The sequence below is a fragment of the uncultured Nitratireductor sp. genome (assembly GCF_913053745.1).
GTDB lineage: Bacteria > Pseudomonadota > Alphaproteobacteria > Rhizobiales > Rhizobiaceae > Nitratireductor.
Genome location: NZ_CAJXGF010000012.1, coordinates 35,283 through 50,358 on the forward strand (window position 1 = coordinate 35,283; position 15,076 = coordinate 50,358).

The 15,076-nt window shown below is 60.5% G+C and carries 11 protein-coding genes; 7 read left to right on the forward strand and 4 right to left on the reverse strand.

Annotation, left to right across the window (positions count from 1 at the left end):
* The first annotated feature begins 182 nt into the window (after positions 1-182).
* The 3 genes from QZ638_RS03660 to QZ638_RS03670 all read left to right on the forward strand — a co-directional run bounded on the left by QZ638_RS03660 (position 183) and on the right by QZ638_RS03670 (position 3,871).
* Positions 183-1,115, forward strand: a complete 933-nt coding sequence (locus QZ638_RS03660) for a TerC family protein (protein WP_295806994.1) — start codon at positions 183-185, stop codon at positions 1,113-1,115.
* A 241-nt stretch (positions 1,116-1,356) separates the two neighbouring features.
* Positions 1,357-3,081 carry a dihydroxy-acid dehydratase gene (ilvD, locus tag QZ638_RS03665; protein WP_295806995.1) on the forward strand — a complete coding sequence of 575 codons (1,725 nt, stop codon included), beginning with the start codon at positions 1,357-1,359 and terminating at the stop codon, positions 3,079-3,081.
* Entirely contained in the window at positions 3,068-3,871 is an 804-nt protein-coding gene (locus tag QZ638_RS03670; protein WP_295806996.1) for a tetratricopeptide repeat protein, read from the forward strand. The genes ilvD and QZ638_RS03670 overlap by 14 nt, the downstream gene beginning before the upstream one ends.
* A 375-nt stretch (positions 3,872-4,246) precedes the next feature.
* Here QZ638_RS03670 and xth read toward each other — a convergent pair whose 3' ends face one another.
* Positions 4,247-5,038, reverse strand: a complete 792-nt coding sequence (xth, locus tag QZ638_RS03675) for an exodeoxyribonuclease III (RefSeq protein WP_295806999.1) — start codon at positions 5,036-5,038, stop codon at positions 4,247-4,249.
* Positions 5,039-5,145: 107 nt separating this feature from the next.
* Positions 5,146-6,213, reverse strand: a complete 1,068-nt coding sequence (locus QZ638_RS03680) for a polysaccharide deacetylase family protein (RefSeq protein ID WP_295807001.1) — start codon at positions 6,211-6,213, stop codon at positions 5,146-5,148.
* A gap of 259 nt (positions 6,214-6,472) precedes the next feature.
* On the opposite strand from QZ638_RS03680, the gene QZ638_RS03685 reads away from it, so the two are divergent.
* Positions 6,473-7,852 (forward strand): nucleobase:cation symporter-2 family protein, encoded by a 1,380-nt coding sequence (locus tag QZ638_RS03685; RefSeq protein WP_295807003.1) that lies wholly within the window; start codon positions 6,473-6,475, stop codon positions 7,850-7,852.
* Between the two features lie 43 nt (positions 7,853-7,895).
* Here the strand turns inward: QZ638_RS03685 and QZ638_RS03690 are convergent, their stop codons facing one another.
* Positions 7,896-8,327 (reverse strand): cupin domain-containing protein, encoded by a 432-nt coding sequence (locus QZ638_RS03690; protein ID WP_295807005.1) that lies wholly within the window; start codon positions 8,325-8,327, stop codon positions 7,896-7,898.
* A 174-nt stretch (positions 8,328-8,501) separates the two neighbouring features.
* Positions 8,502-8,852: an iron-sulfur cluster insertion protein ErpA gene (gene erpA, locus QZ638_RS03695; RefSeq protein WP_295807007.1), complete on the reverse strand. Its 351-nt coding sequence runs from the start codon at positions 8,850-8,852 to the stop codon at positions 8,502-8,504.
* A gap of 147 nt (positions 8,853-8,999) precedes the next feature.
* Here erpA and QZ638_RS03700 point away from each other — a divergent pair, with 147 nt between their 5' ends.
* From QZ638_RS03700 to QZ638_RS03710, 3 genes are all read left to right on the forward strand, one after another.
* On the forward strand, positions 9,000-10,220 hold the full coding sequence (locus QZ638_RS03700; RefSeq protein WP_295807010.1) for a deoxyguanosinetriphosphate triphosphohydrolase: 1,221 nt from the start codon (positions 9,000-9,002) through the stop codon (positions 10,218-10,220).
* A gap of 68 nt (positions 10,221-10,288) precedes the next feature.
* Entirely contained in the window at positions 10,289-12,046 is a 1,758-nt protein-coding gene (argS, locus tag QZ638_RS03705) for an arginine--tRNA ligase (RefSeq protein WP_295807012.1), read from the forward strand.
* A gap of 110 nt (positions 12,047-12,156) precedes the next feature.
* Positions 12,157-14,937: an SPOR domain-containing protein gene (locus tag QZ638_RS03710; protein WP_295807016.1), complete on the forward strand. Its 2,781-nt coding sequence runs from the start codon at positions 12,157-12,159 to the stop codon at positions 14,935-14,937.
* The last annotated feature ends 139 nt before the right edge of the window (positions 14,938-15,076 follow it).

Sequence of the window (15,076 nt, forward strand, 5' to 3'; positions counted from 1 at the left end):
CTTTCACCATGCAGAATTGCATAACGACATGGTTCGTGCGCTGCCTGGGCTTGCACTGCGCCCGGTTTTGCCGCACATAAGAGTGGTCACCCGGTCCGGGCCCCTCTGGCAGGCAAGGCGTTGCCTGTGATGTCGGATCGTACGACAACGCGCTGACGCGGCGCAAACCTCGTATCCTTCCAATGACAATGCATGACTGGCTGTGGCCCGGCTTTCTGGCTTTCGTGGCCATTGTTCTCTTTTTCGACCTTTTCGTTCTGCATCGCCGCGATCATGTAATCTCGACACGTGAAGCAATGAAAACCGTTGCTGGCTATGTGGCGCTGGCCATGATTTTCGCCATGGGCGTGTTCTATTTCGGCGGCAAGGACCGCGGCGCGGAATTCTTGACCGGCTATCTGATCGAACAGGCGCTTTCCCTCGATAATATCTTCGTCATTGCGCTCATCTTCACCTATTTCAAAGTGCCCTCGGAAGCGCAGTACCGCGTGCTTTTCTATGGCATTCTGGGCGCGATCGTGATGCGTCTCTCGCTGATCGTGCCGGGGGTGAAGCTGGTCGATCAGTTCATGGTGATCGGCATGGCACTGGGCGCGCTGCTCGTGTTTTCCGGCTTCAAGATGATGACGTCGGACGAGGAAATGGTCGACCCTGGCGAAAGCCGCGTGGTGAAACTTCTGATGCGCACCGGCCGCGTGACGCAGGAATATGAAGGCTCGCGCTTTCTGACCCGGCGCAACGGCATGCTCTTCATGACACCCCTTTTCGTCGTCCTGGTCACGGTCGAGTTCACGGACCTGATCTTCGCCGTCGATTCCATTCCAGCCGTTCTGGCAATTTCCAACGATCCCTTCATCGTCTTCTCATCCAATGTTTTTGCCGTCATGGGTTTGAGAGCCATGTTCTTCGTGCTCTCGGGCATGATGCGCACCTTCAAACATCTGAAGACCGGTCTTTCGCTGGTGCTGATGTTTATCGGTCTGAAGATGCTGATCGCTCACTGGATCAAGATTCCTTCGCCACTGGCTCTCTCGGTGACCGTGCTTCTTATCGGTGGTTCGGTTGTCGCCTCGATCATTGCGCGAAAGCGCGAAAAGCAAGAGGCTCAGCCCTGACGGCTCGTCTTCGACAGGGCGCTTCGCGTGCCCTGTTTCCTTCTGCTGACGCCCCCTGACACTTGTGCACAGACCTCTGTGCCCATTTGGCAACAGTTTCTCAATAAGCATTCGGTTAAGACAGGGGCGGGACGGAACGCCAATTTCCCGCCATAAACCCGGCGCATCGAAAATGCTCGATGGCGCACGGGACACAACCGACTGTTCAGGAGAAGTGCCGCGCGCTGCGGCTGGGGTAATTATGGACGCAAAAGCAATTTCGAAAGACAAACTTCCAAGCCGATACGTTACGGTAGGCCCGGCAAGGGCGCCGCATCGCTCGTATCTGTACGCCATGGGGCTTTCGGAAGAAGAGATCGCGCAGCCGCTCGTGGGTGTCGCCACCTGCTGGAACGAGGCCGCGCCCTGCAATATTTCGCTGATGCGTCAGGCGCAGGTGGTCAAGAAAGGCGTTGCGGCGGCCCACGGCACGCCGCGCGAGTTCACCACCATTACCGTGACCGACGGCATCGCCATGGGGCACCAGGGCATGAAGTCGTCGCTCGTGTCGCGCGAGGTCATCGCCGATTCCGTTGAGCTGACCATGCGTGGCCACTGTTATGACGCGCTCGTCGGTCTGGCCGGCTGTGACAAATCGCTTCCCGGCATGATGATGGCGATGGTGCGCCTCAACGTGCCTTCTGTTTTCATTTATGGCGGTTCGATCCTGCCCGGCAATTATCGCGGACGCCAGATCACCGTTCAGGATGTGTTCGAGGCCGTGGGCCAGCATTCGGTCGGCTCCATTTCCGACGACGATCTGACGGAGATCGAGCAGGCGGCCTGTCCTTCTGCCGGCTCCTGCGGCGCGCAGTTCACAGCCAACACGATGGCCACGGTTGCCGAAGCGATCGGCTTGGCGTTGCCCTATTCCTGCGGTGCACCGGCACCTTACGAAATGCGCGACCGGTTCAACTACGCTTCGGGCGAGAAGGTGATGGAACTCATCGCCAAGCAGATCCGTCCGCGCGATATCGTGACCCGCAAGGCGCTGGAAAATGCGGCCGCCGTGGTTGCCGCTTCGGGTGGCTCCACCAATGCCGCGCTGCATCTGCCGGCGATCGCGCACGAGGCGGGGATCGATTTCACGCTGTTCGACGTGGCCGAAATCTTCAAGAAGACGCCGTACATCGCCGATCTGAAGCCCGGCGGCAAATATGTCGCCAAGGACATGTTCGAGGCCGGCGGTATTCCACTGCTCATGAAGTCGCTTCTGGAGCACGGATATCTGCACGGCGATTGCATGACGGTGACTGGCCGCACAATTGCCGAAAACATGGAGCATGTTGCCTGGAACGCGGAGCAGGATGTGGTGCGTCCGGCGAACAACCCGATCACGAAGACCGGTGGCGTGGTTGGTCTCAAGGGCAATCTGGCCCCCGAAGGTGCGATCGTGAAGGTTGCCGGCATGAAAAAACTGACGTTCTCGGGGCCGGCACGCTGCTTCGATTCCGAGGAGGAATGCTTCGCAGCCGTTCAGGAGCGGAATTACAAGGAAGGCGAAGTGCTGGTCATTCGCTATGAAGGCCCGAAGGGCGGACCGGGAATGCGTGAGATGCTTGCGACCACGGCGGCGCTCTACGGGCAGGGCATGGGCGACAAGGTTGCGCTCATTACCGATGGCCGCTTCTCCGGTGCGACCCGTGGCCTCTGCATTGGTCACGTTGGACCGGAAGCCGCTGCCTGCGGCCCCATCGGCCTCTTGAAGGATGGCGACGTGATCACGATCGACGCCGAAACGGGAACGATCGAAGTGGCGCTCAGCGAGGAAGAACTCAAGGAGCGCGCGAAGGAATGGAAACCGCGCGAGACGGATTATCAATCCGGCGCGATCTGGAAGTACGCCCAGACGGTCGGGTCGGCCCGCGACGGTGCCGTTACCCATCCGGGGGCTCAGAAAGAAACGCACTGTTATGCGGATATTTGAAACAGGGAAAACTGCTGTTCTTGCCGGGCTGGTGGCGTCCGTGGTGGCGCTGCCGGGGACCGCTTACGCGCTTGACGAGAACGCCGTTATCCAGGAGCCGGAGAAGCGCAGCCCTTGGGCTGTGTTCCGTTTCGGCTTTTCCGCTTACAAGCGCGGCGAGAAGGAGGAGGCCGTGGAGGCCTACCGCTACGCCGCCGAGAACGGCCAGGTCGGCGCGCGTTGGAAACTGGCGCGCATGTATGCGGAAGGCGACGGTGTCGCTCGCAACGACTACGAAGCTTTCAAGTTCTTCTACGCGGTCGCGCAGCAGGATGTACGACCGGGCAGCCCCGACGAAACCTATGTCTCCGATGCGCTGGTTGCGCTGGGCAAATATCTCAAGGCGGGCATTCCCGATAGTCCGATCCGCGCCAATCCACTGGCCGCACAGGAACACTTTATGCGTGCCGCGGCGACCTACCGCAATTCGGAGGCGCAGTATCAGGTCGGGCGGATGTTCCTGGATGGCGAGGGCGTGGCAGAGAGCGTGCAGCAAGCCGCTCGCTGGTTCCAGTTGGCTGCCGAAAAAGGGCATTCCGGCGCACAGGCGATGCTGGGGCATATCCTGTTCGAAAGCGGTCGCATGGTGAAGGGGCTGGCGATGATGACGGCGGCGCTCGACCATGCCGCTCCCGGCGATGTGGGCTGGATCCGCACCATGCAGGAACAGGCTTTCGCACTGGCCGGAGAATCCGACCGTCGGACGGCGATCGCACTTGCGCACGATCTACGCGAAAACGGTTTCGATTGATCGGATAGCCTAGCGGTTTAATGCCCGCTGGACCGCGCACCGATATGCGCCACTTTCACGGATGACCGCCTTTCCAACCGCTTCGACACTGCAAGACACGCACGATCCAGCAGCGTCCAGGACGTATTGTTGAGCACCATCTCGCATCGCGCCAGGCGCGGGCCGTCGGGCAATAAAAGACAGGTCGTTTCCCCTTGAGAGAAGGCTTGTCCGTTTGCGCGGCATTGGCAATCGCCGGCAGCCGATATTGCGGCCGGGAACGAGACAAGCGCCGTCAGTGCAGCGATCCTTGCGTGCCGGAACACGAACATAACCGGGTCATATTAGCACGCGCTTCCGGCGCGGGCCATCGATTGTGCAGGGGCTGATGCCGTGTCAGGCGGCGGAAAGTTTCAAGTCGAGCACCACGGGCACGTGGTCGGAAGGCTTCTCCCAGCCGCGTGTATGCTTTTCGACCGTAACAGAGCCCAGATGATCGGCGGCTTCCGGCGACAGCATCAGATGGTCGATTCGGATTCCGTTGTTTTTTTGCCAGGCGCCGGCCTGATAATCCCAAAAGGTGTAGATACCGTCATCGTCGTTGACGGCGCGCAGGGCGTCGGTGAAGCCGAGAGCACCAAGCCGGCGGAAAGCCTGGCGGCTCTCCGGGCGGAACAGAGCGTCGCCCACCCACGCGTCGGGGTGTCTGGCATCCTCCGGTTCGGGAATGACATTGTAGTCTCCGGCCAGAACCAGCGGTTCCTCCAGCTTGAGACGTTCAACGCTCCAGGCTTCCAGCCGCTCCATCCAGCCGAGTTTGTAGGCAAATTTTTCGCTGTCGACCGGATTACCATTGGGCAGATAGAGCGAAACCACGCGGAGGACGCCCTTGTCGGTGGAGAAAACGCCCTCGATGAAGCGGGCCTGTTCGTCGCTCTCGTCACCCGACAGGCCGCGGTGGACCTCGTCGAAGCGTAGCTTGGAAAGCAACGCGACGCCGTTGAACCCTTTCTGGCCGTGGGTCTCCACGTGATAGCCCAACGCTTCGATCGATTCGCGGGGAAACGATTCATCGACGGATTTGATCTCCTGCAGACAGGCAATATCCGGACCGGCTTCTTCCAGCCAATGCAGGAGGTTGTCGATACGCGCCTTGACGCCGTTGATGTTCCAGGTAGCGATCTTCATGAGAACCCTTCCACAACTCATCTCTTTCTTAGGTGGCTCGCAAGGGCGCTGCAACCGCCTTGTCTAGGATACTGACAATGCGTGCCGTGCGACGATCGGCGTGGAAATCAGGGTCTTGCATTCGCGCGCCGCAGCCAGAAGGGCAGTCCGGAAAGCAGTGCACGCACATAGCGTCCGCGTTGATAAAACCCGTTCAACGACACGCGGGGAAGCGCCGTGGGCGCTTCTCTGGAAGAGGAGGAAAGCAAACCTGGGCGTGTCGTAACGGCCGCGGTAAAACCGGCTGCCTGCGCGGCGGCGACTTCGCGCGCGCCCACGGCGGAAGGATAGCCGTAAGGATAGGCAAAGGTGGTCGGGTCCACGCCGACATAATCGCGGACTTTTGCGGCCGAGTGGGTCATTTCGTATCGGAGGCGCGCGTCGTCCACCTTGCGCAGATTGGCGTGGGTGAGCGTGTGCGCGCCGAAACGGGCAAGGGCATCGCCGGCGAGCGCCGCGAGTTCGCTGGCGTTCATGGTCAAGCGCTCGGTTATTGCCAGCGGGTCGACGCCATGTGCATGCGCAAGCACGTTCAGCCGCGTAATCGCCACGTCTTCGTCCGGCGCTTCGTTCAAGATCTTCGACAAGCGGTCGAACAAGGCGACCTTGGCAACCGGTGTTGCGGTGTCAACGCGCTCGTCGAGACCGAAGGGCGACAGATCGACCGTGTCGATCTTCATGACCAGTTCCTGAGCTGTTTTCCACCAGATCGAACGGCTGCGCTCGACAAAGCCGGAGGTCACGAAAACCGTGTAGGGGATCGCGTGGCGGCGAAAAACGGGCGCCGCGAAACGGGCATTGTCGCGATAGCCGTCATCGAGCGTAAAACAGACGTAGCGGCGCGTATCCCGACGGTCGGCGAGGCGTTCGGGCAGATCCTGCAGGGCGATCGGTGTGAGCCCCTGTTCAAGCGATGTATGGATCGCTTCTTCCAGGAAGGCGGGGGTTACGCTTAGCCATGCGTTGGGAACCCAACGCGCCGGGGTTTCGGGGTCGACATGATGCAGCGCGAAGATCACACCGCGCCCCCCGGTCGCCAGGGGAAGTCCAGTGCGCAAGGCGAGGGCGGTGCCTTCCAAACCGGCACGGATCAGCTCGTATCGGGCGGACCTCTTGAGGGCTTGGAGTGAAAACATCGGAGCGTCGGCGTCTTTCGATCTTTACAGCGAACGGGGCACGCCGGTTTCAGGCTGTCCGTCTCGAACTCGGGAGCGGTCGCGATCCAATCAGAAAATGTTGAAGAATTTCCTTCGGTCGACACTTCAATGCTCAGCGTGACTGATGTGCGAAATTCTGGCTGTCTTTCAAAAAAATATAGATAGATGCGCGTCCGTTTGTGACCGATGCTTCGCCAAAAAAGATTTCAGGGCTTCTGAAACGCAACTGGGGAACGAAATGACACAAACAACGGCTTCTGCCGATATGGGCGCAACGCCTGCGGATTTGAGCAATCCCGACTACACACCGCCGCTGGTGCAGGCGGTGCCGCTGGGCATTCAGCATGTGCTGGCGATGTTCGTTTCGAATGTGACGCCTGCGATCATTGTGGCAGGGGCGGCAGGTTTCGGCTTCGGCTCCAATTCTCCCGATTTTCCCAACCTCATCTACATGATCCAAATGGCGATGCTGTTCGCCGGCATCGCGACTCTGTTCCAGACCATCGGCATGGGCCCCGTCGGCGGGCGCCTGCCAATCGTCCAGGGCACCAGCTTTGCATTCCTGCCGGTGATGATTCCGATCGTCGCGGGGCAAGGTGTGGCTGCCATGGGTGCGCTGATGGGGGGCGTCGTGATCGGCGGGGTCTTCCATTTCCTGCTCGGCAGTTTCGTCGGACGCCTGCGATTCGCTCTTCCGCCGCTGGTGACGGGGCTGATCGTGCTGATGATCGGCCTCTCGCTTATCCAGGTGGGTATCCAGTACTCGGCGGGCGGCGTGCCGCTGATCGGCAAACCCGAGTATGGCAGTCTCGAAAACTGGAGCGTGGCGCTGGTGGTGGTCGTCGTTACGCTGCTGCTTAAATTCTTCGCACGCGGCATGTGGTCGATCGCGGCGGTGCTGCTCGGCCTCATCGCCGGCTATGCGGTGGCGCTCGCCATGGGCATGGTAAGCTTCTCCAATGTCGGCAATGCCTCCTGGGTGGCCGTTCCCGTGCCGTTCAAATGGGGGTTCGAACTGGCCGCACCGGCCATTATCGGCATGTGCTTCATGGCCGTAATCTCGGCGATCGAGACCGTGGGCGACGTTTCCGGCATCACCAAGGGCGGCGCCGGCCGCGAGGCGACGGAAAAGGAAATCTCAGGCGCGACCTATGCCGACGGGCTCGGCACAGCGATCGCCGGTATATTCGGCGGTCTGCCCAACACATCGTTCAGCCAGAATGTCGGCCTGATCTCAATGACCGGCGTCATGAGTCGGCATGTGGTGACCTGTGGCGCAATTTTCCTGATTCTTTGCGGTCTCATCCCGAAAGTGGGGGCACTGATCTCTACCGTGCCGATTACGGTGTTGGGTGGAGGCGTGATCGTCATGTTCGGCATGGTCGCTGCCGCCGGCATCAACATGCTATCGGAGGTGCATTGGAACCGACGGAACATGGTGATCTTTGCGGTTTCGCTATCGGTGGGGCTGGGACTGCAGCTTGAACCGGGTGCGTTGCAGCACCTGCCGAAGACCGTGCAGATTCTGATGACGTCCGGGCTTTTGCCGGCCGCATTCCTGGCGATCGTGCTCAATCTGATCCTGCCGCAGGAAGCGGGCGCCGAGCGCGAAACCTGAGGGAAACCGCGTCTTCGGGCGGCAACCCGAAGACGCATGCCCGTCAGGGGCGAATAACCGGTGGCGTTTCCCGATTGCCGATAAAGACGGCGAGGATGCGCGCCGGTTTTTCGCCCACAACGCGACCATTGTGCCAGACGTTGAGTGCTTCGATGAAGCTGTCTCCGGGCTTGAAGGTCTTTTCCTCCGTGCCTTCGTAATGGATGGCGAGTTCACCTTCGAGCACATGACCGAAGAGCGGAACCGCGTGCATATGGCGTCCGGTTTCCTCGCCGGGCATCAGCGTGACGATGACTGCTTTGAGCTGGGCTTCGCCGGAGGGATAAATCAGTTTCTGATCGAGAATCGTGCTGTTTGTATCGAGTAGAGGCTCAACGCGCCGATAATCGGACTGCGGACTTTGCTGATCCGCAAAAGCAATGGACTGCGGTAAGACGCAAAGCAGAAACATCCCTGAAAGGGTCTGTTTTATCATAAAATAGTCCTTTAAAAACAGATATATAAAATAATTTCCTCGCTAGTGGAGGCGTTGTGGCTTGTATCGTTCACAGCTGCGCCGTCAACGGAAATCGCTTTTATGGAAAGAGTCGGACACAAAAAAACGCCGCGTGAAGAACACGCGGCGTCGCGCCGTTAAATCCGAAAGGGATCAGATCGAGAAGCTGGTTCCGCAGCCGCAAGAGGCGACGGCATTCGGATTCTTGATCTGGAAGGATTGACCGATCAGATCGTCGACAAAGTCGATAACCGAACCACCCATATAAACGAGCGACAGATCGTCTATCAGGACGGTGGCACCGTCCCGCTCGATGGCGTGGTCGTCCTCGTTGCGCTGATCGGTCAGATCGAAAGCATAGGAAAAACCGGAACAGCCGCCACCCTCCACGGAGACACGTAGGGCGATCTTGCCCGGTTCGTCCTCGAGAATGACGGCAATGCGCCGGGCGGCAGCCTCGGTCAATTCAACGCTTTTCATTTCCGTACCCGCGTCCATGCCCATGATGGTTGTCCTGACGGTCACCTTGCGTTCGTGTTCATTGAATAGGTATGAAGCCGCAGGCGGCAAGTCAACCTGAGCAATGCGATCGGGTTTGAGATGGAGACAGTGGCGACCCGGAAACGGTTTTCCAACAAGGTGTTGTAGACCATGAACAATGAACAGGGCTTGCGGAATATCGGGTTCGGCTACCGGCCAAGGGCGGTTTACGCGAGCGATCCGGCGGCCTCGCGCGGGCGGCTTTTCGTGGAGCCGGAGAGCCCGACCCGTACGCCGTTTCAACGCGACAGGGACCGCATTATCCATTCGACCGCATTTCGTCGTCTCAAGCACAAGACACAGGTCTTCATCGCCCATGAGGGCGATCATTACAGAACACGGCTCACGCATTCCATAGAGGTGGCGCAGATCGCCCGCGCTCTGGCGCGGGCGCTGTGCTGCGACGAGGATCTGGCCGAAGCCATCGCGCTGGTGCACGATTTCGGCCACACGCCTTTCGGTCACACCGGAGAAGACGCGCTCGATGAACGGATGGCCCGCTGGGGCGGATTTGATCACAATGCCCAGTCTTTGCGGATCGTGACGGAACTGGAAAGCCGTTATGCCGAGTTCGACGGGCTGAATCTGTCCTGGGAGTCGCTGGAGGGGCTCGTCAAGCACAATGGCCCGTTGACGGACGGTGAGGGGATCGGCCTCGACGGCCCGGTGCCGCAGCCCATTCTCGACTATGTGGCCCGACATGATCTTGAGCTCGCTCGCTTTGCCGGCATCGAGGCGCAATGCGCGGCCATCGCCGACGACATCGCTTACAATGCGCACGATATCGACGACGGTCTGCGTTCGGGCCTTCTGACACTGGATATGATGGAGGCGGTGGGGTTGCCGGGCGAGATCCTTGCAACGGTGGGGCGTCGCTACCCCGACCTCGATCCGGTGCGCCGCGGCCACGAACTGATGCGGCGGCAGATCACGGCAATGGTGGAGGATGTGATCGTGGCATCCCGGCAACGCCTTGAGGACCTGGCCCCTGAAAGTCCCGACGCGATTCATGATGCCGGACGCACCATCGTTGCCTTTTCCGAGCGCATGGCTGCTGACGAAAAGGAACTGAAGCGTTTTCTCTACGCCAATCTCTATCGCCACGAAGCGGTGGTGGCCGTGCGAGCCCACGCTGATCGGATTGTGAAGGACCTGTTCGATGTTTATTTCGACAATCCGCAAGAAATGCCCGAGGGCTGGCGTGAGGAGTTGGATGCGGGGGAGGAGGCGCAGAAGGCCCGGTTGGTGGCCGACTTCCTGTCGGGCATGACCGACACCTATGCCGTGAAGGAACACCGACGCTTGTTTGACCAGACTCCTGAATTGAGCTAGTGCCAACCGCAATTTCGCCGCAAGGCGTACAATAAAGATCCATCGATCCATTTTTCAGGACATCGTCCATGAACATTTTCGCCGATTTCACAGATCGGGTCGCAAGGACCATTGAAGCGCTCGGCCTGCGCTCCAGCAGCGGCGAGGCGCTCGACCTTTCGCGCGTTACAGTGGAGCCGCCACGAGATGCCAGCCATGGCGACGTGGCGACCAATGCGGCGATGGTATTGGCGAAGGCTGTCGGCGAGAACCCGCGCGCTCTGGGTGAAAAGATCGCTACGGCTTTCGAAGCCGATCCCGACGTGGCGGCGGCGAGCGTGGCCGGACCGGGCTTCGTGAATTTAAAGCTGAGCGACCGTTTCTGGCAGGCGCGGCTCGGCGAAATGCTCGATCTGGGCACGGACTACGGCCGTTCGCACATGGGCAATGGCGAGAAGGTGAATGTCGAATATGTTTCGGCGAACCCGACCGGCCCGATGCATGTGGGCCACTGCCGCGGTGCGGTGGTGGGGGACGCACTGGCCAACCTCCTCGCATTCGCCGGCTATGACGTAGAGCGCGAATACTATATCAACGACGCAGGCGTGCAGATCGACGTGCTCGGCCAGTCGGTGATGGTGCGCTATCGTGAGGCGCTTGGCGAAACGATCGGCGAGATTCCGTCCGGACTCTACCCGGGTGACTATCTGAAGCCCGTCGGCAAGGCGCTGGCGGATGAGTTCGGCACGAAGCTTCTGGAGATGCCCTCGGCCGATGCGATGACGATCGTCAAGGACCGGACGGTCGACAGCATGATGGCGATGATCCGCGATGATCTTGCCGCGCTCAACATCCGCCACGACGTGTTTTTCTCCGAACGCTCGTTGCATGCGGGCAATGGTGGTGCCATCCGTTCGGCGATCAACGATCTGACCATGAATGGACACGTCTACAAGGGCAAATTGCCGCCACCCAAGGGGCAGAAGCCTGAAGATTGGGAAGATCGTGAACAAACGCTGCTACGTTCCACCGAGGTGGGGGACGATATCGACCGTCCGCTGATGAAATCGGATGGCAGTTTCACCTATTTCGCTGCCGACGTGGCATATATGAAGGACAAGCTGGATCGCGGCTTCCAGCATCTGATCTATGTGCTGGGCGCCGATCACAGTGGTTATGTGAAGCGGTTGCAGGCCGTGGCGCGTGCGCTCGCCGAAGACGAAGTCGAACTGTCTGTGCTTCTGTGCCAGTTGGTGAAGCTTTTCCGTGGCGGCGAGCCGGTGCGCATGTCCAAGAGGGCTGGAGAGTTTGTAACCCTGCGCGAAGCGGTGGACGAGGTCGGGCGCGATCCGATCCGGTTCATGATGCTTTATCGCAAGAATGATGCACCGCTCGACTTCGATTTCGCCAAGGTGACCGAGCAGTCCAAGGACAATCCGGTCTTCTACGTACAATACGCCTCGGCGCGCAGCCACTCCGCTTTTCGCCAGGCGAGCGAGCAGCTTGGCGTTGCCGAATTCGCGCGTGCCCAGATGAAGGCGCAACTCGGACAGCTTACCGACGAGGGCGAAATGGCGCTTGTGCGCAAGCTGGCGGAATATCCGCGATTGGTCGAAAGCGCCGCCCAGGCGATGGAGCCACACCGGTTGGCGTTCTACCTTTACGACCTGGCGAGCCTGTTCCATGCGCAGTGGAATCGCGGCAGTGAGACAGCCGACTTACGTTTTGTTAAGGTTAACGATCCAGAATTGACCTACGCCAGACTGGGTCTGGTGCAGGCAGTTCGCGATGTGCTGACATCCGGACTTGCGTTGATCGGGGCGGAGGCGCCTTCTGAGATGCGCTGAACCCATCCCTTGAGGGGTGCGGTTGTCTGTCACCTTTTGCCCACATTGCGCTGGTACCCGACAATTGTACGACGTCGCGGGCGTCTACCGAGTGTGAGTGCGGAAAAAACATGGCAGATCATAGCTCGAACCAACGCGCGGACAGCGCCGTTCTCCCTGATGACGACCCATTTGCGGAACTGACCCGCATTATGGGGCACGATCCACGGCGCGCCGAGGAACCCGGTAACGACGCCGAGCAAGGGGGCGACGACCTTGCGCTTGAGCTCGAAAACGAATTGCTGGGCGATCTGGCGGAGTTCTCCGACGAGGTTCGCGAAGAACCGGCCACCAGCGATGACTGGCAGCCACAGCAGACGAGCGATTGGCGCTTCGACGTGCAGCCCGCCGCCGAAGAGGTGGGTCAGGTGGCCGAGCAAGCGCCGGTAGATGTCGCTTCCGACATGGCCGATGAACTGGACGAGAGCTTCGCCGCCAGTTTTGAGAGCGAGATGCGGCTTGACCCGGCAGAGGATGTCTCGGTCATGCCGGGAACGGAACTTCAGTCATCCGAACCTGCACAGGCATTTGACGCCGACAATGTAGAACAGCATTTCTCGGGGTTCGATGTTGACGAAACACGGCCGGCGGCTTCGGATTTCGCTGCCGAGGCGGATCAGCCCGCCGAGCATAAGGTGGATGCGTCTGTCGAGGATGTAGCGCTGGAGTTCAGCGATCAGGATTTTGCGCAGCTCGACACCGATCTTGAAGCATCGCTGGCCGCCGAAGGGTGGCGCGAGGCCGATGGCGAGATGGGTGAAACCGAGGGCATGGCCTTCCAGCCGACGCCCGAATATATCGAAGACGAAGCGACCGAGGATGGGATCGAGCCGGATTTTGGTACCGGCACGCCGGATGCGATGTCGGGCGGGCATAACCCTGCGGCCGACCACGTGGTCGCCGAAACCTTTTCCCGTGAAGAGTTTACCGCCGGCTCCGACGTAGCGGAGGATGTGGACACCGGCACGGGCGGTTCCTCGAGCGCCGACCCGTATCTTTCGCCGCAGGCTTTCGCTTCATCGGTGGCTCAGGGAGCGGAACGGTCGAGTGCGGTGGATGGCGACGTTGCGCGTGAAGATCACGACTTTACGGCAAGCCTGGAAGAACAGCTGACCGCGGGGGCTCTTGCAGAAGAGGACGTGGCGGAGCCCGTCATGGAACCGCATATGGAACCGCAGCAAGACCCCTATCGTGAGCTCGATACAGCCTCGGATGCGTTCGAAAACGAGCACCCCGAAATGCCTCGGTCTCCTGAGGAGACGGGGACGCAGTCGACCTTGTCCGCGCCGTTCTGGCAGCAGCCTGCGCAAGCGTCGACGTCTTCGACGCATGCTTCTTCGATGCCGCATATCGACACCGTAGATGTACCGGGAAACGAGCGTGTTCCGGTTGAAGATGCCCGGCATATACCCGAATTCGTGAGTGAGCCCGAGCGGGCACCCGAGGCCGAGGCGGACGATCTGGAACGTGCTCTGGCACGCGCTTTCGGCGATAGCGAGAGCTTGCCGGAGACCGCTTCGGCAGGCGGTGGAGCGTCTCAGTTCTCGACAATGCCGAATGATGCCTATGCTGCGGCCGCCCTACAGCAGGATGAGCAGGCGTCCAGCGATTTTGACTTCGATACGGCCTTCGCCGACAGTTTTTCTGAAGCGGATCAGCCTGCCATGCCGGCGGGAGGACGCAATGCGGAGCCGGAAGACATCGAGGCCGAGGATGACTTTAGGGCTTCAGGCACGGCTCCCTGGGACGATCCGACCGATGAATTCTCCGGTCGAACGGAAGCGGCGGCTCCCGCAGCGGCGGCCACAACGCTCTCGCGTCGCGGCCTTCTCAGAAATCGCCGCAACACGATGCTGGCGGCCGCGCTAGGCGGCGTGGCGGTGCTGGCGCTGATCGGACTCTTCGCTTTCGGTGGCGGTGGCGATGACAATGCCGCGCCGGTTCTCGTTCGTGCGGATGAGGATCCGGTCAAGGTGAAGCCAGATAATCCGGGCGGACAGCAAGTCCCCAATCAGGACAATCAGGTGTATCAGCGGGTCTCCGGCGCGGAACTTGGCGACAATCCGGTGCAGGAGCGGCTCGTATCGACCGCTGAAGAGCCCGTCGAGGTGCCGCAAGTCGAGTCGAAATCCGAGGAACGTCTCGTGCCGGGCGAAGGCGAAACCGCAACGCCCACCAGCGAGCCCGTGACGGCGATGGCGCCGCGTCGTGTGCGCACCATGGTGGTGCGCCCGGACGGCACAATCGTTCCGCGTGAGCCCGAGGCTCCGGCTCAGACGGCCGGAACCGCCGATAATGGCGCGACCGCCTTGCAGAACCCAGCCTCCACTGCACAGCAACAGGCAAGCTTGGATACCACGCCGGATGCGCAGTTGACGGGCGGCCAGCAGCCTGCGGGCAACAACGCGACAAATAGCCCAAGCAGTGGCGGTGTTGCGCCATCGAATGTGCCTGAAACGGCTCCGGTCCCGACCTCAAGGCCTGCAAGCCCACCGACGCAGCAGCCTGCCGCCGAAGCGCCGCAGCCCGCCCAAGTGGCGGCGGCGCAGAGCCAGCCGACGCAACCCGTTGCACGCACGCAGGCACCGGCTCCGGTGACCTCCGGGACCGACGGCTGGTCGGTTCAGATTTCATCGCAGCCGACCGCAGACGCTGCGCAGAAATCCTACCAGGATATGGCCCAGCGCTATGGCGATCTGCTGACGGGCAAGGGCGTGAACATCGTCAAGGCCGACATTGCCGGAAAGGGCACATACTATCGTGTGCGCATTCCGTCGTCGTCGAAGGACGATGCGATCCGACTTTGTTCGCAGCTTAAATCGGCCGGGGGAAGCTGCTTCGTCTCGAAGTGACCCGCGGGTTCACAAGCCGATTGAAACCGCCGCCATAGCGCGGCGGTTTTTTTGTTTTCTTTTCCAGATTCGCACAGCCGTCTATCCTGTCGGTATGAGCGAATCAAAATCCATGATCCTGGGTGCGACCGGGAAAGAG